We start from the raw sequence: 24,404 nt of genomic DNA on the forward strand, positions 1-24,404 counted from the left end.
TTTTTCGCATTATTTTATAATAAACTCATTGAAAGACTTTTTGTGAACACACATTCCTCGTTTGCATATATGCATTCCAAATAAATATCGACAAGTTTATTATATTTATCTTCACTTTCAATACTTTTTTAACCGAATGAAAATTGACATCGGCACACTTCTTTTTCCTCTTTAAAACCCGATTTTGTAACTCTAACAGACACTGTATTATTACATTCGTTTATACTATCTATATTGGTATAAAAGTTTAGCTTATCATTATTGTGAGATTCCATTATATAGGCTATATCAAACTTCTTAATTCGGTATTTTTTATAGTACTCAATAGGGAAAAGATCTAATATATGTTCAATATATTTTATAGAATTTACATGCCCATTTATGTCTATATCGCTATAAGTTGTAAGTATTGATTGCTGTAGCTTCAAATCATCATCTAATTTTACCCTCGAAGATTTTTTTATGGGATTGGCATAGTCGGCTTCTAAATATTCAGAAATTGTTTCATTACTTGTTTTCAGAATATCTACAGGCTGGCGAGTTGTTGTATCTATCATTGCCCAAATGCTTTTTCCGTATCCATACACATATCCATCTTTATTAGTTATTTTGAAATTACGGTTGGTAAAATAACGCATCACGCTATCTATCCAAGTTTCTACAACAAAATCTTCATAAATAGCAGGAATTTTATCTAACTCGACAGAAAGTCTACTCAACACCCATGTCTTATTTACAGAGTTCAAATAGTTTACCCCATATCCTCTATCATTACTATGAAAGTCTGCAGCATTCAGAAGATTATTTCCTAAATGCCCGATAAATAAATGCTTTGTGAAATCACAATGAAATGGCTCTGCAACAAAATTATATTTGCCTATCTTTGGTAAGTTATTCATATCCGATATACGATTAATTATATACTCTTGCAAAAATAACGATATTCTTATGAAAATTTGCATAGCGTATATATTAATTTCGTTTTATACGGAAAATTTAAAACAACCTATTTAAACGAGATTATGAATCGCACCAGAATAGAAAATATAGAAAAAATAGAGAAGATGATTCTATGAAAAATATATTTGTACTAAATAAAAGACTGCAAAAATATGATTTGATTTCAATAAAAATATAATAATAAAATCTTATTTTATAATTACAAAATTATCTTTTATAATTATAAAATTTTAGAGACTTTAATCGCAACCAAGGTTATACATAGTTTAGATAATTTTATTACTCACTATGTAAAACAAAAATCCCCAGTACTTTCGTACTGAGGATTAATTGTGTAATCTAAAATTTAATTATTCTATTTATTTTTTATTTTACGTAAACAACTGCAAGACGGTTAGAAGTTACACCTTGAACACCCTTACCAGTAGCTTCGTCTACAATTACGCCACGACCAGAAAGGTAATTTGCAACTGCTGTTGCGCGGTTTTCAGATAACTTCTGGTTGAATGCTGCAGAACCTTCTGGAGAAGCAGTACCAACAACTTGAACATGGCTACCTTCCTTAATGTTATCGAGAGCAGCTTTTGCTTCTCTTGTAAGATTGTACTTACCTTGAGCAAATGTTACGAATACGAGGTCAGAAACTGTGAATTCCTTAACTTTAACTGAAGGTACTTCCTTAACAACTTCAACTTCCTTAGTGATAACTTCTGGTTTACGGTTGCGAAGTTCGTTGATTTGTGCATTAAGTGCATCAATTTCAGCTTGATCGCGTGGAGTTACAATTGTGAAGTTGTGAGTTCCATTAGAGTTTGCAAACTTGTAAATGATACCAGCGTTCAATTGAACGAATGAATTGTTGATGTTGTAAGCTGGTTGACCATCTTGTGCTGCAGTCTTGTAATCATAACCAACATTGTAGTCGTTATAATTGAATGTACCTGATGGATTAACAGTAATATTCTTTGAATGAGACTTGCCTAAGAATGCAAAGTTGATAGATGGCTCAACATAGAACTGCCATTGTTTTTCAGCACCGAAATTGAATGCGAAATTAAGAGCAGCTTTAGATGTCATACGATTACGTTGATTTTCTGTTGCCTTCTCAAACATATCGTTGTTTGTGAATATATGCATCCAACCAAGACCATAAAGAGCGCTAACTTCAAAAGCACGAGGCTCACCTTTATAACCACCAAACCAATTGCTCAAATTTACTGTACCGAGTAAGCTAACATTTGTAGCACGTACAACAGTACCTGTTGAATACCAAGGTTTGTTTGAGAAATAAGCGTTACCCTCAACTGCTAAACCGAATACTGGAGTAAAATAACGACCAAGACGAAGACCTGCATTTGCATTAAGATCGCTTAACCATTTGTGACCTGTTGTTTTAGTAGCAACACCACCATTAATACCAATGTAAATGTTGTCGAAAGTCTTACTTTCTGCAACTGTCTGAGCAGATGCAGATGCTGCGAATATTGAGGCAGCGAACAATAAACCTAACTTTTTCATTTCTCTGAAAATTTATTAATACCCTTTTAAATAAAAATTTTATATTACGGTGCAAAGTAATAGAAAAATATGCAGATGACCAAATATTTTTCCCGAAAAGTGTGTAAAAAGGTCTTTTTTTTATGTTTTATATGGTCAAATTGCCAAGAAACATATTATTTTACCCATTTTAGAGTTTTAAAATAAGTTGTTTCTATTGTTTATAATACTAATAAAATATAGTTGCATCAATAAAGTTACACGCTCCTATCTTATATAGAAAAAGAGATGCTGAAAATATTTATCAGTTTACATTCATTTAATCATCTATGTTTTTTGCTGATATAATAAAAAAGAGTAAACTAAATTTGGAAAAGCCAATCTATTATTCTTACATATATGTTCACTTGTATGCAACTATCCAACACCTATAACAAATAAAGTATCTACAAAAGTTACCAAATATAAAAAAAGGTGTCTAGTAAAAGTAGGAAAAGGAAAAATCAAGAGCAAAGAAAGGAGGTTTAGCAGAATTTATAATAAGAAAATTAAAAATTATAATTACAGTTTTTCATTTTGTAATTAAAATTTAGCTGCATTTAAATTAAAAACAAAGGGTCTATTTCCAATTAAAAGAAGTATTGTTGGGGGCTAATATCTGTTTTAGATTACTGCGAATTTGGTTCTTTAAAAGATTCTGAGAAATAGTTCTCAGTATCTTCATTTACATTTTAACAAAAAAGAGGTTCGTAACCATTCTACAAACCTCTTTCTTATAATTCTTAGAAATTATGCTATTTATCTAATTTCCTGAATAATATTACCACCAGCTTCTACAGCCTCCATATTCAAAGGAATTAAATGATGATGACGTTCAGGCAAAGTCTTAAATAAAGCTTTATTTAATCCTTCTAAACTTACAACAGGACAAACCTTTAGTAATCCGCCGAGCACTATCATATTAAATACTTTAGAATTCTTCATCTCAGCAGCTTTATTCATTGCATCAATACGATAAATCTTAATATCAGAACGAACAGGTGGTGTGTTTATTCCAAATCCATCATATATAAGTATTCCACCTGGCTTAAGTTTTGGCTCAAACTTTTCGAGCGAAGGTTGATTTAACACAATTGCAACATCATACTTACTTAATATAGGAGAAGATATGCGTTCATCGCTTACAATTACTGTAACATTAGCTGTTCCACCACGTTGTTCTGGTCCATAAGCAGGCATCCACGTTACTTCCTTATCTTCCATTAAACCTGAGTAAGCTAATATTTTTCCCATAGAGAGGACGCCTTGTCCTCCAAAACCACTAATTATTATTTCTTTCTTCATATTGTGAATGCTTTAAATTAGTTTACATTCCCGTTTCATCTTTAAGATCTCCCTTTTGATAATGTGGGAACATATTTTCACGCATCCATTCATTAGCTTTCACTGGGCTAAGTTTCCAACCACTATTACAAGTTGCCACAATTTCAATAAGAGAACTGCCTTTACCTTGCATACTTGCTGTAAATGCTTTTCGAATTGCTTTTTTTGCTTTATTAATAGATGCGACTGTATCAACACTCTGACGAGTAACATAACAAGTTCCATCTAATCGACTTGCCAGATCTGTCATATTAAGTGGATAACCATGAATATCTGGAACTCGACCAAAAGGACAAGTTGCCGTTTTTTGCCCTAACAATGTCGTAGGAGCCATTTGTCCTCCTGTCATTCCATAAATAGCATTATTAATGAATATGATAGTTATATTTTCTCCTCTATTAAGAGCATGAATAGTTTCTGCAGTTCCTATACAAGCTAAGTCTCCATCTCCTTGATAAGTAAAGACCAAACGGTCTGGCCAAAGTCGTTTTATAGCTGTAGCTACTGCTGGTGCTCTTCCATGTGCGGCTTCTTGCCAGTCAATATCAAGGTAACGATAAGCAAAAACAGCACAACCTACAGGACACACACCAATTGTTTTTTCGTCCATACCCATATCGGCAATAACCTCTGCTACGAGTTTATGCACAACACCATGTGAACAACCAGGACAATAATGCATTGTCGTATCGTTCATTAGTTTTGGTTTTTCGTATACCAAATTTTCTGGTGAAATTATATTATTTTCTGCCATTAGGCATTCCTCCGTTTTTATTTTACAAGTTTATCTTTTAGTGCTTTAACTATCTCTTCTGGCTCTGGAACAATACCACCTAATCTTCCAAAATGTTCAACTGGTAGAGTACCATCTATAGCAAGTCTAACATCTTGGACCATTTGTCCAGCATTAATCTCACTTACCAATATACCTTTCTTTCCTTTAGAGATTTCAACAAGCTCTTTACTTGGGAATGGCCACAGAGTTATTGGGCGGAATAAACCGACCTTCAGACCTTGTTCGCGTGCTAATTCCATAGCTTTTTCTCCAATACGAGATGCACTACCAAAACTTACAATCACATAATCTGCATCTTCACATTGGCTTATTTCGAAACGTGTCTCCGTTTCTTTTATTTTTGTGTATTTTTCTTGTAGGTGTAAGTTTCTTTTTTCCATTACTTCAGATTTCAATTCAAGTGATGTAATGATATTTGGAACACGTCCACCTTTACGTCCCATACTAGCCCATGGACATTCTTTTTCAACTTCTTCTTCTGTACGACGAGGTTTCATAGGAGGTAAAACTACTTTTTCCATCATCTGGCCAATTACACCATCAGAAAGAATCATAGCAGGATTACGATATTTAAATGCTAATTCAAAAGCTAAATCTACAAAATCTGCCATTTCCTGAACAGAATTAGGAGCTAAAACTATAACGTTATAATCTCCATTACCACCTCCTCTTGTTGCTTGGAAATAATCACTCTGACTAGGTTGTATTGTTCCTAATCCAGGTCCTCCGCGTTGTACATTTACAAAAACACCTGGAAGTTCGGCACCTGCCATATAACTTATTCCCTCTTGCATTAAAGCTACACCAGGAGAAGAAGAAGAAGTTAAAACTCTTTTTCCAGCACCAGCTCCTCCATAAATCATATTAATAGAAGAAGTTTCGCTTTCTGCTTGCAAAACAACCATACCAGTTGTTTCCCATGGTTTTAATAATGCTAATGTTTCTATTATTTCACTTTGTGGAGTAATAGGATAGCCGAAATATCCATCTGCACCACAACGTATAGCAGCGTGAGCAATAGCTTCGTTGCCTTTCATTAATGTTACTTCTTTTTCTGCCATTCTTATTCCTCCACTCTTTTTTTGTATACGGTAATACAACCATCAGGACATACAGTTGCACATGCTGCACAACCAATACATAAATCAGCGTGTGCAGGTTCTACGTATGTATATCCGTGTACATTTACTTTTTTTTGAGCCATGTCAATCACATCTTTAGGGCAGGCAACAATACACAATTGGCAGCCTTTACATCTATCTGTGTTTACGACAATTGCTCCTTTAATCTTGCTCATTGTTTTTGTATTTTTAAGGATTATAAGCGTCCTTGTTGTAAAAATTGAAAATGTCTTCTAACATTTTCTTTGCCTCTAAGGCTGGAGACTCTGGATCGAGTTCTATTGCCTCTAGGTAACAATTCATTGCATTCTTTAAATCGCCTTTCTTTTTGAATTCATTGCCCTGTCGGAAAAATTCTTCCGCAGTCATAATAGTCCTCCTTTCGTTTATAGTTATTTTGTAATAAATTATTAGGTGAAAATCTATTCGCGTTGTTTTTATTTTTTATGATATCAATTTTGTGATATCAATTTTATCAGAATAATTCTTATTTATAGTATTCTTTTTTTCCTGCTGCCAGTGTATTCTTCATTAAAGAACATATTGTCATAGGACCTACTCCACCAGGAACGGGTGTTATATAAGAACATTTAGGTGCAACTTCGTCGAATTTTACATCTCCTGTTAATTTGAATCCACTTGGTCGAGATGAATCTGGAACTCTAGTTGTGCCTACATCTAGTATAACGGCACCTTCTTTTACCATATCTGCCGTAACAAATTCAGGTTTTCCGATAGCTGCAATTATAATATCGGCAGCCAAACATTCTTCTTTCAAAGTCTTTGAATGAGAATGACACACTGTAACAGTTGCATCACCAAATTGTTTTTGCATCATTAGTTGTGCCATTGGTTTACCAACAATATTACTTCTGCCAAGAATAACACATTTCTTTCCTGATGTTGGAATATTATAATGTTGGAGTAAAGTTAACATTCCTAATGGTGTTGCTGATATGAAGCATGGTAAACCAATAGACATTCGTCCAACATTTATTGGGTGAAAGCCATCTACATCTTTACGATAGTCAACTGCCATTATTATTTTTTGTTCGTCTATATGTTTGGGCAATGGAAGTTGCATTATAAAGCCGTCTACATCATCGTCTTTATTTAGTTTATCTACACATGCGAGCAGTTCTTCTTCTGTAACATCGCTTTCAAAGCGAATTAGCGAAGATTTAAAGCCACAAGCCTCACAAGCTAACACTTTATTTTTTACATAAGTTTCACTCCCGCCATCGTGTCCAACAAGTACAGCTGCAAGATGTGGTCGTTTTCCTCCAACTTCTACAATTTTACGTACTTCTTCCGCAATTTCTTTTTTAATAGCTGTTGCGGTAGCTTTTCCATCAATAAGTTTATAATTCATAAGGCTTGAATGTAGGTTTTATTATATTATTCTTTTTGAACTATAGTTTAGGCATCTTTGGCATTCCTGGCATATTTTTCATTTTACCCATCATTCCTGCCATTTTAGACCCCGTAACCATTTTCATCATTTTACGTGTCTGCTCGAATTGCTTTATGAGTCTATTTACCTCTTGTATATTGGTACCTGACCCTTTTGCAATACGCTGACGTCGAGAGTTATTTAATATTTCCGGATTAGTTCTCTCCTTTGGCGTCATACTTTGTATAATTGCTTCTATTCCTTTAAAAGCATTATCGTCAATATCAACATCGCGTATAGCTTTTCCTACACCAGGAATCATTGCAGCAAGATCTTTTAGATTTCCCATTTTTTTGATTTGCTGTATTTGGTTGTAGAAATCGTTGAAATCGAATTTATTTTTTTGTATTTTCTTTTGAAGCCTTTTTGCTTCTTCTTCATCGAATTGCTCTTGGGCACGTTCTACAAGCGAAACAACATCGCCCATTCCCAATATACGATCAGCCATTCTTGCAGGATGGAACACATCTAATGCGTCCATTTTCTCTCCTGTACCAATAAACTTTATAGGTTTGGTTACAACTGTTCGAATTGATAATGCAGCACCACCACGTGTATCGCCATCGAGTTTGGTTAATACAACACCATCAAAGTCTAATCTGTCGTTAAATTCTTTTGCTGTGTTTACTGCATCTTGACCTGTCATAGAGTCTACAACAAATAAAACCTCGTCGGGATTTACATGCTTTTTCAGACTTTCTATTTCGTCCATCATTTCTGCATCAACAGCTAAGCGTCCAGCAGTATCTATAATTACTACATCGTTTCCATTAGATTTTGCTTCTTTTATAGCGTTCTCGGCAATAGCATTTACATTTTTGCTATCGGGTTCGCTATATACGGGAACATCTACCGATTCGCCTACAACTTTTAATTGTTGAATAGCTGCAGGACGATATACATCGCAAGCTACAAGCAATGGTTTTTTATGTTCTTTTGTTTTTAACAGATTGGCTAATTTACCAGAAAACGTTGTTTTACCAGAACCTTGCAATCCGCTCATTAAGATTATGGCTGGTTTATTTTCTAATTTTAAACCAACTGATTCGCCACCCATCAATTTTACCAATTCATCATGAACAATTTTCACCATAAGCTGTCCTGGCTTCACGGCTGTTAAAACGTTCATTCCTAAAGCTTTTTGCTTTACAGTATCGGTAAATGATTTCGCAACCTTATAATTGACATCGGCATCTAACAATGCACGACGAACATCTTTCAACGTTTCTGCTACGTTTATTTCTGTAATCTTTCCCTCTCCCTTTAATATTTTAAAGGAGCGCTCAAGTCTATCGCTTAAATTCTCAAACATTATGTTATATATGTGTTCTTTTCGAAATAAATATATGCAAAGATAATAAATAAGACAAATAATGACAAAGAAAAAATGTATTTTTTTTGTGGTTCATAGTTTTTATAATCTAATGAAAATCATTAACAGATAAAAAGCTAGCAAAAATTTTGTCTATCTAAAAATAATATATAATTTCGCAACTTATAAGTTTTAACAAAATAATAAGATTGAAAGAAATGGAATATTATATTAACGTTGATAACAAAAAACAAGGTCCATATAATTTAAAAGAACTTGCTGAACGCAAAATAGAAGCTACCACATTGTTGATGGCTTCAAATTCAAATGAATGGCAACCTGCATGGCAAATAGACGAATTGCGTCCTATTTTAATGGCGAACAAAAATGACAAAACCAATAAATTAGGGAATGATTCTGTTGTAACTGGTACGCCTTTTAACGATATTCCTCATGTAGAAGCACAACCAATAGAAAATGTATACATAGAAAGACCTATTCAAGAGAAACCTAAAAAACATTATGGTTGCTTTATTGGTTTTCTTATTGCATTTGTGGCACTTATTTTTCTCTTAATTTTCACGTGCCCTTCTGCCGATGAACATAAACGTGTATTGTCTGATGTTGTAACTTCTACTATAAACGACATTACTACTTCGGCTGTTAATGATTCTACCGATGAATTAACTTCAAAAACATTGCAAACATTTAACGATGTGTTTACAAAAAGAATTATAAGTGGCGCTATGGACAACTTAGTGAGTGTTGATAACTACTTTGTTGGTTCGGTAGGAAAAATAAATATTGCCGGAAAAAGTTATATTGTTTCGGTGGGCATACTCAACCACATATTTACACTAAATAAAGACCAACTAAGGTTGGCTGCAGAGAAATATTACAAGAAAACAAAAATAGATGTTCAATCTGACTTCCAAAAAGAAACGGAAAAACTCTTGAAAGAGAAAGTTATTGGCCCTGCACAAGATAAAGTAAAAGAGATGGCTGGTTCGGTTGTAGACGAAATACTTGATGGTATAGGTTTATCTTCTGGACAAAAATCTTCGAATAGTAAATCTACACTACCAAAAGATTCTATTTAAAGCGAAAATATAAATTCGAAAAAACATATCAGTAAGTAAGACTTCTCCCAACAATAATATAAATAGCTGGTGTAGATTTCTAAAGAGAACAGAATATATTTTATTTACCACACAATAAAGAAATCAACCGATTTACCTATTTAGATAAATCGGTTGATTTCTTTTTGTAACATATCGTTAAGCCTAAACAAGTTGCAAGAACTTTGTTGTTTTGTTTTATTATAAAATTGCTTTATTGGTTTTATAATACATCTATAGATGAAATAAAAAATTAGAAAGGCAAACTGTCTTACAGAAACATTATGGTATAAACAAAATACAACTATGTTACAGTTTAATAACCAATTTAGGTTAAACTTAAACAGAATCGTTATATTATATATAAGGTGTATAGAGAGTTCTAAATACTACGTTTGAAAAAAGTTTGATAAAACTTGTAAGTTTAAAATAATATACTTACTTTTGCAACCGCTTACAAGAAAAGCAAGGGCGTTTAGCTCAGTTGGTTTAGAGCATCTGCCTTACAAGCAGAGGGTCGGCGGTTCGAATCCGTCAACGCCCACATTAAAGGGTAGTTTCCAGAGTGGCCAAATGGGGCAGACTGTAAATCTGCTGCTTCTAGCTTCGGTGGTTCGAATCCATCACTACCCACAACAAAAAAGAAAGCATCTCCACATCGGAGGTGCTTTTTTTATGCCAATTAGGAAGATTATTATTATAACTCCAGAATTTATTATTAGAAAATTAAAAAATGTAATTACAAATTCTGAATTTATAATTAAAAATTCTATGAAATATAATAATAGTTTTGAGCTTTCTTTTTAAGATTACTCAAAACTATTATTTTATAGTAAAAATGTTTTCACAAAGCAGTTATAATCTCACATTGTATGTTATGTGTACAGCTGACAAAGATTCTAACTGCTTATTCATTTCGTTGTCGTAGCACCATTATATTTGCAAAGATAAAGAAATGTTGTTTCCTTATTAGTTGCTATAATTGAGAGTAGAAAGCTAGTACTTATTTCAGAAAGAATGAATATAAGTACAGTTTCATAGCTTATAGTCTTAGTTTTTCTTAGGAGACATTATCTCTACTTACTAAGCCATCTGTAAGTACGCTAAGTAAGAATAAAGGTAATATAATTTTACCTGTTAAAGTTAAATCATAATCTCCGTTTATTAAGTTTAAGAGCGGATAAAATGTGAATACTAAATATGTACTAACACTAGTGTTATTTGTTCGTTCTACCATTTTCATACATATACTAGAAAAGGCAATGCTTAGTAGACTCAATAAGAATGGTACAAAATTACTAAGTCCACTTTTCAAAGAAACAACATAGATAGCTGTTACAAAAGCAACAAATGTCCATACTGTTAATAATCTACGTTCTATAAAATTGTAAGTCGCAAGTCTTTTCTTCTTTCGAATGAAGGTAAAACCAAATGTACACCACGCAATTAAAGGTGCAGCACAATACAAATAAACTATCCAAGAGCCTACAAAATAGCCCAATGCATACAGAACAATGCAAAAACCTGACCAAATTGCTAAAAAACGTGGCAATTTAGGGTCAATACCATCAGTATTCTCCATCGTTTTTTTTATTGTTTCAATGTTTTCGGTTGTCGCTTTCTCCTTTTCGTTTACAACTTCGCCTGCTGTTTCTTTCATAGCATCGGTTGTTGCTTCTTTCATATTATTCATAAACATAAGTTTGTAATTATGCCTGCAAATATAGTGAAAAAAGATGGAGAAGATTATAAACCAAGTTGAATATTTTATTATTCTACATTTTTATTTCCATATTAATAGCCTTTGGCAAGCAAACAAATTGTTTTATTTGCTTATACAACAAAAATATAGTAACTTTGCACCACTAAACTAACAGTTATGAAAAGTAGCTTAGCATATCTCATTTTAACAGTATTCTTGCTAATGTCGTGCGGCAAGAAAAGCGAAACACCAGATGCTTCTAAAGCAATAGATACAATTCCGATGTTGGTAGAACGGGTGCAAAAAAGCTCTCGTTTGTACACTTCAGAATATAGAATACACAAAATTATAACGCACACCGACGAAGTTAAAGCAGAAGGAACATTCTTTAACAAGAAGTTTTCTATAAATCTTCCATTTGGCGACCGGCGTGTTGCAATACCACTCGATGCTGTTGTAAAGGCATATATAGATTTCTCTGACTTTAACGAAGAGAACGTAAAGAAAGAGGGTAATGGGAAAATTACGATTATTCTGCCCGATCCTCGTATTGTTCTTACCAGTACAAAGATAGACCACAAAGGAATGAAAGAGTTTGTGCCGTTTATGCGCCATAACTTTACCGATGCTGAACTAACAAACTACGAACGACAAGGCAGAAAGCAGATTATTAATTCTATCGGACAGATGGGTATTATAGAACATGCGCAAGAGAGTGCTGCAAAACAACTAATTCCGATGTTGAAAATGCTTGGGTATAAGCAAGAAAACATTACTATTAGTTTCCGAAAGCAGTTTACAATGGCTGATATTACACGATTTATTGAAAATTCAACTATTCAGAACAATAAGAAAGATGAGTAACGAGATACAAAAGTTTGCCGGGAGAACATTTAAAACCTTCTGGTTACAAGTGCTTGGCATTGCAGTGCTCATTGCAGTTGGCATTGCTCTTGTGAAATGGATTACCAATACAAATTCAGTATCGGTGAATGTAGACCAACGAATAGATGTTACACCACAACAAGTTCAATCTATTCAGAGCATAGGACAATGGGAATTTCTTGCAATCAACGACGAAGAACTTGTTGATACGGTACGGAAAAGCATCTTTGTAGATCGCGAATTGGTTCGTATTTATTATGGAACATTACGTTTAGGAATAGACTTACACAAAGCTAAACCACAATGGCTTCATGTGGAGAACGACTCTATTGTTGTTGCTACATTGCCTAATGTTGAATTACTGGACCGTAATTTCATAGACGAGGCACGCACGCAATCGTTTTTCGAAAGTGGGTCATGGTCGGCTGATGATAAAGAGAAACTATACAACATTGCTTACAAAAAAATGCTAAAACGTTGTTTCACTAAAGAGAATATTGCCACAGCAGAAAACAATGCGCAACAACAATTCGAAAAAATGCTAAAGGCAATGGGATACAAAAATGTTAGAGTGGAATTTGAAAAAAGAAGCAAAACAAAATAGCAATTCAAAAACATTCAGGAAACAAATACATGTACACAATTCTTAAACCTTATTACACACATTACAAATCGCTTACACAGTTAGGTCTGCCTATAATTATTGGACAAATAGGGACAATTATTCTTGGACTTGCCGATACTTTAATGATTGGACAGCATAGTACCACCGAACTTGGTGCTGCTGCCTTCGTAAACAATATGTTTGTATTGGTTTTAGTATTTGGATTGGGCTTTGCATACGGTTTAACTCCCATTGTTGGTTCGCTTTATGCACGAGAAGAAAACAACAAAATTGGCGGAATGCTTAAGAATGCACTATTAGTAAACACGCTATTGGCTGTTTTACTTGTGGCTGCAATGTTCTTACTTTATTTAAATCTTGATAAATTGGGTCAGCCAGAAGAACTACTTCCTTTAATGCGTCCCTACTTCATTGTAAATCTTATATCGTTACCTTTCTTTTGTTGGTTCAATACCTTTAAACAGTTGTTTGATGGAACTACCGACACTAAAATACCAATGTGGATTATGTTAGGTGGAAATGTATTCAACATTGTGGGCAACTATGTTTTAATATATGGCAAGTTAGGATTTCCAGAACTTGGTTTATACGGAGCAGGAATTTCTACCATGACTTCGCGCATTCTAATGGCAATTGTAATTACAATTATATTCTTCGTATCTAAAAGATACAAGATATATCACCATGGCTTTTTAAAACAGTCCATTAATCGTGCCGACCTTATATTTTTTCTTCGCATAGGTTTCCCTTTAAGCCTACAAATGGGTATGGAAACAGCTGCTTTTAGTTTAAGTTCTATTATGGTGGGGTGGATTGGAACAAAAGCTTTAGCAGCCCATCAGGTTATGCTTTCCATTTCGCAGCTGTTTTATATGGTTTATTATGGTATGGGAGCTGCCATTGCTATACGTGTGAGCTATTTTATGGGGCAACGCGATTATAAAGCAGTACAATTATCGTCGTCGGCAGGTTTCCATCTCATTATGTTGATTGCCTTTATTGTTGCTATTCCTGTTTTTATTTATCGTAACCAAATGGGAGCTCTTTTTACCGATAGCGAAGATGTTTGCCAGATGGTAGCACAACTTATATGGCCTTTAATGATTTACCAAATAGGCGATGGTTTGCAATGCGCATACGGTAATGCAATGCGTGGTCTTTCGTATGTAAAACCACTCGTACCTACAGCTTTCGTTGCCTTCTTCTTAATTAGTTTGCCCATTGGTTTTTTGCTTGGAATAAAACTTAACTTTGGAATACAAGGAATATGGTATGCGTTTCCATTTGGCTTAACCACTGCTGGTATGCTCTACTATTATTTCTTTAGGAAAGAATTAAACAAGCTTGCAAATAAGAAGGAAGCTATTCTGCCAGAATAGTTTTTCGCTTGGTATTTCTTTGTTCATCGATAAAATTAGTCTGAATTTTTATTACAGAAAATATACAGGCAATTCTATCGTCGGACTGCATTTGCCAGAAAAATTCATTCGCTACATACAATTTTTACGGCTCATATTCTCTGCTGCAAAGGCAACAACTGATGCGACGAATACAATTATACAATTAATTGATATTCAATTGTTTGCAAAAATATTATACTTTCCTAATAAAAAGAATATACTTTTCGCTAAAAAAGTACGGACGTTTTCACAAAAAAGTACGGACGATTTTGCTAAAAAGTACGGACGATTTTACTAAAAAGTACGGACGATTTTATTGGAAAGTACAGACGGTTTATAAAAAAGGTACGATAGTTTTGAACAGAAAGAATATAGGCATCTAAAAAATGTAATTTATTTTCATAACGCAAACAACTTGTAACCGAGCAAGAAATACGATGAAGAATATGCATATTTACGTGCAAAATGTATTCTCACACTTTAGCATCATTGCTAAAACAATTTAGCACCGATGCCCTACAATATGAGCAACGGTGCTAAACTAATTGACTTTTGTATATCTATGGATAAATAAACCTGAAGTTATGGTTCTACAATGTTGGTTCTACATACCTTCGTCTTCAGCCATTTCCAACTCTGTTTTAGGTTTTCCTTGTGGTTGTTTCTCGGCATCATCACTATCGGTATCTAACTGAATAGACGATGTTATTTTTACAGTTCCCATCTTGTTAATGGTTACATCTATTGGAATAAACTCATCGCTGTTAGGATCAGGAGAACCTACACTTGCTCCAAACTTTAAATACTCGCCTTCAACTTTATCGAACATAAAACCTATAAATGCTCCTTCTCTGCCATATTTATTATCGGTGAATGCTTTAAAATCGTTTTTTTGAAATGTGCGTTTAAAAAATTCTGTACCATCGGCACGCATAATCACAACCTCAACTTTATTATCGTAGTATTTTTTTCCATCGCTATCCGTAACCATTGGCAGGTCTTTATCGGCATGGCGTTTAATACTAATGGTATACGAACTGCCCAACCACTCTACTTGTTTCTTATATTCAAAGTTGGAAAGCTGCTGTGGTCCGCGCGATGATACCGTTTTAGGTTTAATTTTGGTTATGATGTTATCCGTCTTCTTTTCTTTTTTACAAGAGACTACAGACATTGAGAGTAGTCCACATAATAAAAGCAACGATGTATTTTTTATAACTTTCATCTGATAAAAATGTATGTGTGTATGCAAAAGTAGTGATTTTTCTTAAATCAGCCAAGCAGTATACAAGTTAATCTTTCTTATGGGTTTACATTGCAACATAGTATATCAAGCAGAAATACTTTCGTTTACAATGGCATTATTGTTTGCAACACGAGCCAACTACTTTGTATCTAGCGTTATATGGTACAGGTTTGCATAAGCTCCATCTAAGTGTGCAAACGACACAACCACAGCAAAGCTATCGCCTATCTTATTATGCGTGGGGTGTTCTAATACAAAATTACCATTCATTGAACGGTAATCGCCACCACCAAGCAACTTATATCCAAACGAAAGTACTTCTTCTGCAAAGTCTAACATTTCTTCTTCCGACCACGTATATAAGTTTACACGCTGTGTTGTAAAGCGATCGCCCATTCCAACACCCCAAAATCCCATCTGTCGAGGGTTTGTTCCAGTAACAATATCTTTGTTTGTAGCCTCATCGTACTGCATATTATAACTATAGGTTAGCTCTTTTTGTGCTCCATAACCTTTTATTACTTGCGCCAATGTTAATCCATACGAAGCTCCTATAGCATCAAAAAAACGCATTTCGTTGGTACGTTGGTCTCCATCTACTAATAGTTCGTATAATGGTCCAAACTTAAACTGCTTGTTGTTGCTTGTTATATTTTTCTTCTCTGTGGGAGTTGTAGATATATCTTCGGTAGGAGGATACTTTACGTTTAATGCTAAATCGGTTGTAGATATATTTTGAGAATCTGTAGCTAAAGGGCGTTGGCGTTGAGTGTTTCCGAATTGTTCATATCCGTCCATTGGTATTTCTCTAACATTAGATTGTGTCTGCTTCGGTTTTGTTTCAGTAACATCGTTATGTTGTTGTTCTCGCGTAGCCTTTTTAACGGTGCGATATTTCTCCACAAAATCGTCTTTCCCCGTAGCTTTATTTATATATTTATCAGTACCTCCAGCATATTCGCTCACTCTTGTTCCATTTTTCCAAACCGCAGTATATTCCAGTTTTCCACGTTCAGAATAAGTATACGTTGTACCGTTCAACACTCCGTTCGTATAGTTTAGTTTCATTCCTACATTACCATTAGCAAAAAACGACACCGCTCTCCCATTAGCTTTCCCATTGCTATACATCATAATAGATTCTATTCGTCCCGATTTATAAAATGTAAGCGCAACACCATTAAGCACAGTAAGCCTGTCGTCTACTTTATTAATGCTTATATAATGCTTTTCTGCATAGAGCTGTCCAGAGATGTTATAGTCGTAAAATACCTTTTGTCCTTGCTTGTCTACAGATAGTATGCGGTAATAAGATGCCTGTTTAGCAGAGTTTACACCCTTCCAATTACGATTGTAGAATATTGCATTTTTAGGAATACGATATTTTATACGCTCTTGTGCTAATAACGAAACTGGCAACAACAAAAAAACAAGAAATAAAAGAAATTGTTTCATAAACTCTTTATATTTGGTGTGCAAATATACAAAAGAAGTTGAAAACCAACGTTGTTTTATCTGTCTTTTTTATCTTTTGGTGTCTGTACCTTATCTTATCAGATATTCTTAGACTTATTTACAACAAATACTCCAATAAGAATGAATGCACTACCAGCGTATGCTATAGGCGTCATACGTTCGTTCAGAACTATTGCGCTCGCTATTACAGTGGTTACAGGATTAAAGTAAATATAATTAGAAGCACGCAATGCACCTAACTGTGTCATAACCCACGCCCATGCAGCAAAGCACACAAACGAAGCAACAACTCCAAGATAAAACAAATTAAAACCAATTTCAGCTGTAAACAATTGTTCTAACGGAAATGTCCAAGGGTGTACAGCAAAGATTGGAAGAATGGTTATAAGTCCGTAGAAAAATACTTTACGCGTAATAAAGAAAGGAGAATAATTAGATGCAAAGTTCTTCATTACCAACGAATAAATAGCCCAACTCGTAGCAGCAGCCAATGCAAGAATATCGCCTAAAGGGTTTAATTGTAACACAAAATGTCCATTAAAAATAACAAGTGCTACACCTAATAAGGCAAGAACAGAGCCTATAACAAGAGAAAAACTCGCTTTTATACCTTTAAGGAATAGTAAAGCTAATATAACAGTAACTAACGGAGTGGTACAAACAATAAAACTAACATCGTTTGCCACTGTTAGCTTTAAAGCATAGTTTTCTGTAAGAAAGTAAAGCGAACTACCAAAGATGCCTAATAACACCATTATAAGTTCGTCTTTTAGTGTATCACAAAACAGTTTCTTAGGCGAAATAGACCATATACATATATACCCCAACAAGGTTCGTAACACGTATATTTCTTCAGGAAGTAGACCTCGGTCTATTAATACACGTGTATTAACAAACGTTCCTCCCCATATCATTACTACCACCAATGCTATAATGTGGGCAAGCAATCCTTTCGACTTAGCTTTATTAGATATTTCGTTGTTATTCATAGGTGCAAAGGTATACAGATTTTGTTTATAATGGTAGTTTATGCACAAGATATAATTGGACAAACAACTATATATATAAGGTATAAATACTTTGCGTGCTATATATCAGAATAGCCCTTTAGTATATAGTTAATTCTGTTTCAATACTATATTTGCCGTACTTTTCAACTCATCTGGTTTAACATTTACGTTATCGGTTAGGCTTTTTACCCACGAATCAGTAGCGAAATTAAGTATTCTATGATGCTGAATGAAGTATAAAGCAGGCTTATTTTCAGCTGTTACAGAATTTAAAGACTGGACTTGCAAGGTCGTGTTATCGTTTTTAATAGCAGTATTCTCACCAGAAGTAGCAATCGAATCATCTTTCATTTCAATTGGTCCACTATAATCGTAACGCTCTCGTGCCGTTTCTATATCAACTTCTATATGCAATGTTTTATCGTCAGATACATAAGCAGAACCATTCATTCTACAATATTTATCGACGTTTTCTTGTGTCGTTTCAGAGTGTTTCATCGTCTTAAATTCGAACACTGGCATTGCGTAAGGTTGCCAATAAGCTTTAAGCCACGCATCAAGACCAGGACAAAAGCCCAAGAAGACAGCTTTAATCATCTTCGTTGGAAAATGTTTTATCTCTTCTGCAAACATTTCCTTGGTAACTTTCTTATTAGGAAACTGCGATTTTAGGAAGTCGTAAAAGTTCAATAACAAGTCTGTTTGGTTTACCAATATCCATTGTTGTCTTCCCCACTCCACCTTTATGATAGGCTTTATGCATCGGAAAGTCTGCTGAATCTGTTCTACAAGTAACTTGTCTTTCTCAACTGTAAAACTCTTTGGTATTGCTACCTTCGTTATATTGAGTTCGAAAGTAGTGTTGTTTTCATCTGTTTCCAATACTTTCAAACTAAAGTCGTTGTTTAACTCGCCATCGAAAGACTGAAGTGAGAACATAAAAGACACATCGTTGAACAGCCAATCGTCTTTATAATTCCAGTCTAAGTTAGCCACATAACTATAAGAAGCACTTTGCCCGACAACGAATTGCGGGCAATAGTACTGCTTATTTTGCGCTACTGATACAAGCGCAATAAAGGACAATAAGACGAAAGATAAGAGTCTATTCATCTTAAAAGTCTTTTATCTTACATCACTTCCATAGTCCAATTGTGCGTATCTTCAATTGTTCCGTATTGTATACCACGTAGTGTTTCGTACAATTTAGATGACCATGGACCTGGTTTCTCACCAAAGTTATAAGTCTTCCCTTCTTCTAAATCGTCTAAACGAGAGATTGGTGATATAACTGCAGCCGTACCACAAGCACCTGCTTCTTCGAATGTTGCAAGTTCTTCTTCTGGTATTGGTCTACGTTCTACTGTCATTCCAAGGTCTTCGGCTATCTGCATCAAGCTCTTATTTGTAATAGATGGCAAAATAGAAGTAGATTCTGGAGTAACGTAAGTATTATTCTTAATACCAAAGAAGTTTGCAGCTCCACATTCGTCTACATACTTCTTTTCTTTACAATCGAGATAAAATTCAGAAGCATATCCCTTTTCGTGTGCTATTTGGTTAGCTTTTAACGATGCTGCATAATTACCACCTACCTTATAAGTACCTGTTCCTAATGGAGCTGCACGGTCGAAGTTGCGCATAATAACATACGGATTAGTAGAGAAACCGCCTTTAAAATAAGGACCAACAGGAGTTGCGAATATTAGCAACAAGTATTCTTCTGCTGGACGAACACCTACCTGTGCGCCTGTTCCTATAAGCAATGGACGGAGATAAAGTGTTGCACCGCTTTCATAAGTGGGTATATATTCTTGATTTAAGCGTACAACTTTCTTTATCATTTCTACAAAAAGTTCGGTTGGAGGTTCTGGCATTACAATACCACGACATGTACGTTGCAAACGAGCTGCATTCTCTTCTGGACGGAACACACGTACTTTTCCATCAGGACAACGATATGCTTTCAAACCTTCAAAAGCTTCCTGACCATAGTGCAAACACGTTGCAGCCATGTGTATATTTATGTTTTCATCAGAAGATACTTCTATTTCTCCCCACTTACCATCACGATAGTAACACCGAACATTATAGTCGGTCTTTTCATAACCAAACGAAAGGTTCTCCCAATCTATTTTTTTCATAATCTTAAATCTTGTGCCTTATCTCTATATTTCTTACATAAGAGATATAAAGACATGGCGGTTATTAATTGTTTATTGTTTTTATTTACTATTTAAGCTTCTCTGTTATTTTGTTTCGAGTAACTTTTTTATTTCTTCATCAGTATGTGTCAGTTTATCTTTGCACACTTTTATCAATTCTTGAGCTTTCTTTAACTCGTTTGCCATCGTATCTATGTTCATATCGCCACGTTCCATTTTATCTACAATGGCTTCTAATTTTTTAAGAGCTTCTTCGTATTTCATTCTCTATTTCATAATTATTTATTTCTTCACTACCGATGTTATTATACCCCCCTCAAGACGCGTTGTAATTTCGTCGCCCGCCTTTACTTCGTTTACATTACGCAACACATATCCATTCTTATAGGTTAAGCTATAACCTAAACGTAGCATTCGTTCTGGGTTTACACCATCTACTCGTTGTTCCAGCAACTGCAATTTGTGTTGTTCTGCCATAAGTTTATTTGTAGTTGCAGGAATTACCTTATTTGAAAGGAGTTCTACCCTCATTTTACTTTGCTGCAAATGCAACATTACACGTTGTAAAAGCGCATGCCAATAGTCGTCTAAACGTGCATTCTCTCTGTTTTTTACCATTGAGAAAAGTATGGGTATATGGGTCGATAGTTGTTGCAAATGCAGTTTTTCGTGTTGTATTCTATGTTCCACCATTCGCTGAATAGAAATCTGTGCCTGCTCTATGCGGTTTAACGTTGCTGCCAGATGGTCTATCAAGAATGCTGCAGCTGCTGTTGGTGTCTTTACTCTTGTATGTGCCACCATATCAAGAATACTTTCATCGCGCTCATGCCCAATACCTGTTATAACTGGTAATGGAAAGTTCGCAACATTTTCTGCCAATACTAACGTATCAAAGCCACTAAGGTCGGCAGTGGCTCCCCCACCTCGAATAATTACCACACAGTCGAAATCATCTTCTTTCGTGCTTATTAAATTCAATGCTGCAACTATACTTTGTTCAACTTGTTCGCCTTGCATAAAAGCCTGAAAGAGTTGCATTTGAAAGCGAAATCCATATTCATTATGTTGCAATTGATTACAGAAGTCGCCATACCCTGCTGCTGAAGCCGAAGAAATAACGGCGATACGCTGTGCAAACAAAGGCAGACATAATTCCCTTTGCAACTCAAACACACCTTCCGACTTTAGTTGGGCTATTATTTCGTTACGCTTACGAGCCATACTACCCATTGTGTATTCGGGATTTATATCATCTATTATCCACGAAAAGCCATACTGCGCATGAAACTGAGCATGCACTTGTATCATTATTTGTAAACCTGCTCGAAGTTTTACGCCTGCAACACGTTCGAAATGGGGTCCTATCATCAGCCAAGAAGAACGCCAACATTTGGCAGAAGCACGTGCTATGGGTATATTGGTACTTTCGTCTTTCTCTATTAATTCTAAATAAAGATGCCCTTTACTTTCTCTTGCGTCTGCAATTTCAGCCTCAACCCAATACGAGCTTGGCATAACTTTATCAATAAGTTCGACAACCAAAGAGTTGAGTTCATAGAGTGTTAGAGCGTTCTCCATATATGTTTTTGTTCTTTCAGTCGCAAAGATAAGAATAAAATTGGAATAAAACTACAATGGTATTAAAAATCTTTTATTTTTCCAACACGGTATTCAGTCCATGATGACGGAAAGCGATAAAAACATTCTCGTTTTACTGTAGCGACCCCGCACGTTTAACACTGCCTATTTACACAGCAACCACAAAAGAGCTTCCAAGTAACGGAAACTAAATGGGAACTATCTATTTTATGAACGAAAAGAGAGAAATATACCTGTAAATATTTTTCACAAACGTAACTGTTACGTAATCATCTCATCGTCAGCGCATTCCAAAACCTATTGTTCTGCATTCCAAAAGCGGCTCTTTTGCAACACAAAAACGTAGGTTTTACAGCGCAAAAGAGCCGCTTTCGCAATGTCAAAACGTAGTTGTCACTTTTTAACAATGTTATCTTTACAAAATTGTAGCGTAAATATAGGGGTACGATTCTTTGCCTTCATCATATTTAGGCTACTTCTTCTTTTGTTCGGGAACGTGATAAATCACACCCCTACCTGCCATTCTGCATTATATTTTTCCTTAATAAACAGCAACTACCCCATAGTTTGTATTCATAGAAACCAAGCCAATGGCATTAGCATTTCGCAAAGGTTTGCTGGAAAAACACGATGCGAAGAAGGTTGCGGGCATTTACAATGCGCTGGGCCTGTGCCTGATAGGCAGGACAAGCAAGCAGCTGTTCCACGTTGGCACTGTAATACGTGCTGTCTGCAACACCCTCTTTCAGCAGGTTGTTGCCCAAGCACATATATTTCGTATTGCGAAAAGCAAAGGGTGCAAGCGTAGCCAATATGTCGTCGTGGCTTCCCCAACGATTGGTCATGCTACGATAGCTTTCTTTACGAAGATAAGGTGGCAGGTAGATATAGAGCGGCACAGAACGCTCCCAACGCTTGTCTACCTGTGTGTAATCGAGAATAGAACGCACGTTATGGTCGCCCGATATGATGACAATGGTGTTTTCAGCAGCCTTCGATTGCTTGAATTTATCGAGGAAGTCGCCCAAGGTTTTATTGGCATAACGAAAGCCGGTGATATACTTTTGCAACACTTCGTGGTTCTTTTCAGCAAAGCACTCATTATTATAATAGTCGTCTGGCACTGCCTTCAGCTGCACATCTTTGGGAAATTCAAACGGCGGGTGGTTGGTTGTAGTCATACACAGCAGCATTTGCGGCTTAGCTGTATGCTGGTCTAACCGTTCCTGTATGCTGCGGAAAAGATAATGGTCGAACACTCCGATGCTGTTATACTCGTATTCAGGGTGCTGCTCTTTCAGTGTGAACTTACCCGTAACCTTCGTAAACTGTTGGTATTTCAGTGCTTCGGCACAGTTTTCCCACGCTACGTCCATACCCGAAATAAACTCCGTGGTGTAGCCACTTTCGTTAAAAGGCAACACTACCGACGACGGCAAGCAATGGAAACGATAGGGCGATGAGAAGAAACGAGGAAACGGAACACTGCTCACGATGTTCTCAATGGAAGCGATTGTGCCGTTGCCTACCGACTGGAAATTGCGAAAGAGCAAATCTTCTTTTAAATGGCGGCGCATTCCAAGCAGCATATCGCAGCGGCGACTGTCTAAATTCATCAAGTAGTTGCTCCAACTTTTCTCATAGATTATCAGCACATTGGGCTGTCTGTGCTTCATCGTATCGGGCACAGTGCGGAACAATGCCGTGCGCAGGGCAGCCAAAGTGTCGCCCTGCAAACGTATCGTATCCGAGTTTGTGTAAACGTTTATGGCCTCTTGCAGCGACTTGAACTTATATTCGGAGAGCAAACTCTCGATGCTACGAAAGGCAAAAGCATTTTTCTTTTCCTTCACAGCCTTCTTCAACATATAGGCGGCGTTGGGCACAAGGTCGTTAATCTGCTTACTGCTCGACACAAAAGAGTCTTCTACCTGCAAGGGGAAACGCCATACCGACCCACGAAGGCATACCACTTCGGCAACTAAAAACAGAACGATGAGGACGATGGTTTTGCGGTTTACTGCCAAACTTTCTTGCTTGTTTTCGCAGTTCAATGTACCTTTTGCAATCTTCCGGGCAAGTATATAGATGCCAAAACTCGCCAAACCTACTGTTGAAAGATAGAGTATGACATGGTATTCTTCCCAAATAGTTTGCAGCAAACTCAACGGATTCTCATTGAAAAAGTCGAAGAAGGTAATGTTGATATGCGAATGGAAATTGCTGTAAAAGCCTATATCGACAAGCGCAAGTATGAGGAGGACGATTTCGAGCACCACATAATAAGTACTGATAAACTTCGACAACCAGCCTGCTACACTTCTGTTGCGCACAAAAAGGCATATCAAAACAACGAGAAAAGGCAGAATGGCAACGTATGCAGCTACTTGAAGATCGAAGCGCAATGCGTTGAAAGCTGCAAAAGGCAACGACTTGGCATACGCTTCAAAAGTGGTAAAAGGCACAAAGCAGACAGCAAAAAGCAATCTGACAATGAAGAATATACTCACTATAACAAGCGTATGTTTTAGTATTTCAGTTAGTTTTGCAGTAAAATAATTCATCATTTATAGCTTTCAGACTTTAAGAAATCGGGGGCAAAGATATTATTTTTCTATAAAACAGAAAAGAGAATAAAACAAAAAAGCAAATA

General features: G+C 35.7%; 22 protein-coding genes and 2 tRNA genes. 6 read left to right on the forward strand and 18 right to left on the reverse strand.

The features are described from left to right. Window positions 1–128: 128 nt before the first annotated feature. From HMPREF9144_RS06905 to ffh, 9 genes are all read right to left on the reverse strand, one after another. Entirely contained in the window at window positions 129–899 is a 771-nt protein-coding gene (locus tag HMPREF9144_RS06905; protein WP_040595413.1) for an acyl-[acyl-carrier-protein] thioesterase, read from the reverse strand. A 427-nt stretch (window positions 900–1,326) separates the two neighbouring features. After that, a complete protein-coding gene (locus HMPREF9144_RS06910; RefSeq protein ID WP_006045208.1) occupies window positions 1,327–2,478 on the reverse strand; it encodes an OmpA family protein in 1,152 nt (383 codons plus the stop codon). A gap of 777 nt (window positions 2,479–3,255) precedes the next feature. Further along, window positions 3,256–3,801, reverse strand: coding sequence for a 2-oxoacid:ferredoxin oxidoreductase subunit gamma family protein (locus tag HMPREF9144_RS06915; RefSeq protein WP_006045209.1), 546 nt, complete (start codon window positions 3,799–3,801; stop codon window positions 3,256–3,258). 22 nt (window positions 3,802–3,823) lie between these two features. Beyond that, window positions 3,824–4,594 (reverse strand): thiamine pyrophosphate-dependent enzyme, encoded by a 771-nt coding sequence (locus HMPREF9144_RS06920; RefSeq protein ID WP_006045210.1) that lies wholly within the window; start codon window positions 4,592–4,594, stop codon window positions 3,824–3,826. A 17-nt stretch (window positions 4,595–4,611) separates the two neighbouring features. Next, window positions 4,612–5,697, reverse strand: a complete 1,086-nt coding sequence (locus HMPREF9144_RS06925) for a 3-methyl-2-oxobutanoate dehydrogenase subunit VorB (RefSeq protein ID WP_006045211.1) — start codon at window positions 5,695–5,697, stop codon at window positions 4,612–4,614. A 2-nt stretch (window positions 5,698–5,699) separates the two neighbouring features. Continuing rightward, complete coding sequence (locus HMPREF9144_RS06930; RefSeq protein ID WP_006045212.1) at window positions 5,700–5,933, reverse strand: 4Fe-4S dicluster domain-containing protein; 234 nt, start codon at window positions 5,931–5,933, stop codon at window positions 5,700–5,702. A 13-nt stretch (window positions 5,934–5,946) separates the two neighbouring features. Continuing rightward, the gene (locus HMPREF9144_RS06935) at window positions 5,947–6,126 is read right to left on the reverse strand and encodes a tetratricopeptide repeat protein (RefSeq protein WP_006045213.1); all 180 of its coding nucleotides are present in this window, start codon (window positions 6,124–6,126) and stop codon (window positions 5,947–5,949) included. Window positions 6,127–6,244: 118 nt separating this feature from the next. Continuing rightward, entirely contained in the window at window positions 6,245–7,129 is an 885-nt protein-coding gene (folD, locus tag HMPREF9144_RS06940; RefSeq protein WP_006045214.1) for a bifunctional methylenetetrahydrofolate dehydrogenase/methenyltetrahydrofolate cyclohydrolase FolD, read from the reverse strand. 40 nt (window positions 7,130–7,169) lie between these two features. Beyond that, the gene (gene ffh, locus HMPREF9144_RS06945; RefSeq protein ID WP_006045215.1) at window positions 7,170–8,522 is read right to left on the reverse strand and encodes a signal recognition particle protein; all 1,353 of its coding nucleotides are present in this window, start codon (window positions 8,520–8,522) and stop codon (window positions 7,170–7,172) included. Between the two features lie 218 nt (window positions 8,523–8,740). Here ffh and HMPREF9144_RS06950 point away from each other — a divergent pair, with 218 nt between their 5' ends. The 3 genes from HMPREF9144_RS06950 to HMPREF9144_RS06960 all read left to right on the forward strand — a co-directional run bounded on the left by HMPREF9144_RS06950 (window position 8,741) and on the right by HMPREF9144_RS06960 (window position 10,273). Further along, window positions 8,741–9,622: a DUF4339 domain-containing protein gene (locus HMPREF9144_RS06950; protein WP_006045216.1), complete on the forward strand. Its 882-nt coding sequence runs from the start codon at window positions 8,741–8,743 to the stop codon at window positions 9,620–9,622. A gap of 487 nt (window positions 9,623–10,109) precedes the next feature. Next, window positions 10,110–10,184 (forward strand) — tRNA-Val (locus HMPREF9144_RS06955). Between the two features lie 7 nt (window positions 10,185–10,191). Beyond that, window positions 10,192–10,273, forward strand: a tRNA-Tyr gene (locus HMPREF9144_RS06960). 427 nt (window positions 10,274–10,700) lie between these two features. Here the strand turns inward: HMPREF9144_RS06960 and HMPREF9144_RS06965 are convergent. Continuing rightward, on the reverse strand, window positions 10,701–11,324 hold the full coding sequence (locus tag HMPREF9144_RS06965; protein WP_249031142.1) for a hypothetical protein: 624 nt from the start codon (window positions 11,322–11,324) through the stop codon (window positions 10,701–10,703). A 195-nt stretch (window positions 11,325–11,519) separates the two neighbouring features. Here HMPREF9144_RS06965 and HMPREF9144_RS06970 point away from each other — a divergent pair, with 195 nt between their 5' ends. The 3 genes from HMPREF9144_RS06970 to HMPREF9144_RS06980 are packed head-to-tail and all read left to right on the forward strand — an operon-like array spanning window position 11,520 to window position 14,231. Continuing rightward, window positions 11,520–12,206 carry a DUF4230 domain-containing protein gene (locus HMPREF9144_RS06970; RefSeq protein WP_006045220.1) on the forward strand — a complete coding sequence of 229 codons (687 nt, stop codon included), beginning with the start codon at window positions 11,520–11,522 and terminating at the stop codon, window positions 12,204–12,206. Beyond that, on the forward strand, window positions 12,199–12,831 hold the full coding sequence (locus tag HMPREF9144_RS06975; RefSeq protein ID WP_006045221.1) for a DUF4230 domain-containing protein: 633 nt from the start codon (window positions 12,199–12,201) through the stop codon (window positions 12,829–12,831). The genes HMPREF9144_RS06970 and HMPREF9144_RS06975 overlap by 8 nt, the downstream gene beginning before the upstream one ends. Window positions 12,832–12,860: 29 nt before the next feature. Further along, on the forward strand, window positions 12,861–14,231 hold the full coding sequence (locus HMPREF9144_RS06980) for an MATE family efflux transporter (RefSeq protein WP_006045222.1): 1,371 nt from the start codon (window positions 12,861–12,863) through the stop codon (window positions 14,229–14,231). A gap of 625 nt (window positions 14,232–14,856) precedes the next feature. On the opposite strand, the gene HMPREF9144_RS06990 is transcribed toward HMPREF9144_RS06980, so the two are convergent. From HMPREF9144_RS06990 to HMPREF9144_RS07025, 8 genes are all read right to left on the reverse strand, one after another. Beyond that, on the reverse strand, window positions 14,857–15,477 hold the full coding sequence (locus HMPREF9144_RS06990; RefSeq protein WP_006045224.1) for a DUF4738 domain-containing protein: 621 nt from the start codon (window positions 15,475–15,477) through the stop codon (window positions 14,857–14,859). 159 nt (window positions 15,478–15,636) lie between these two features. Continuing rightward, complete coding sequence (locus HMPREF9144_RS06995) at window positions 15,637–16,953, reverse strand: toxin-antitoxin system YwqK family antitoxin (RefSeq protein ID WP_006045225.1); 1,317 nt, start codon at window positions 16,951–16,953, stop codon at window positions 15,637–15,639. Between the two features lie 98 nt (window positions 16,954–17,051). Further along, window positions 17,052–17,963 (reverse strand): DMT family transporter, encoded by a 912-nt coding sequence (locus HMPREF9144_RS07000; RefSeq protein WP_006045226.1) that lies wholly within the window; start codon window positions 17,961–17,963, stop codon window positions 17,052–17,054. A gap of 129 nt (window positions 17,964–18,092) precedes the next feature. Then, window positions 18,093–19,097 carry a hypothetical protein gene (locus HMPREF9144_RS07005; RefSeq protein WP_006045227.1) on the reverse strand — a complete coding sequence of 335 codons (1,005 nt, stop codon included), beginning with the start codon at window positions 19,095–19,097 and terminating at the stop codon, window positions 18,093–18,095. A gap of 17 nt (window positions 19,098–19,114) precedes the next feature. After that, window positions 19,115–20,128, reverse strand: coding sequence for a branched-chain amino acid aminotransferase (locus tag HMPREF9144_RS07010; RefSeq protein ID WP_006045228.1), 1,014 nt, complete (start codon window positions 20,126–20,128; stop codon window positions 19,115–19,117). Between the two features lie 105 nt (window positions 20,129–20,233). Continuing rightward, a complete protein-coding gene (gene xseB, locus HMPREF9144_RS07015) occupies window positions 20,234–20,413 on the reverse strand; it encodes an exodeoxyribonuclease VII small subunit (RefSeq protein ID WP_006045229.1) in 180 nt (59 codons plus the stop codon). A gap of 18 nt (window positions 20,414–20,431) precedes the next feature. After that, window positions 20,432–21,730, reverse strand: a complete 1,299-nt coding sequence (gene xseA, locus HMPREF9144_RS07020; protein WP_006045230.1) for an exodeoxyribonuclease VII large subunit — start codon at window positions 21,728–21,730, stop codon at window positions 20,432–20,434. 617 nt (window positions 21,731–22,347) lie between these two features. Beyond that, on the reverse strand, window positions 22,348–24,318 hold the full coding sequence (locus HMPREF9144_RS07025; RefSeq protein WP_006045231.1) for an LTA synthase family protein: 1,971 nt from the start codon (window positions 24,316–24,318) through the stop codon (window positions 22,348–22,350). Window positions 24,319–24,404 lie beyond the last annotated feature (86 nt).

Origin of the sequence: Prevotella pallens ATCC 700821, from assembly GCF_000220255.1 — a bacterium.
Classification (GTDB): Bacteria; Bacteroidota; Bacteroidia; order Bacteroidales; family Bacteroidaceae; genus Prevotella; species Prevotella pallens.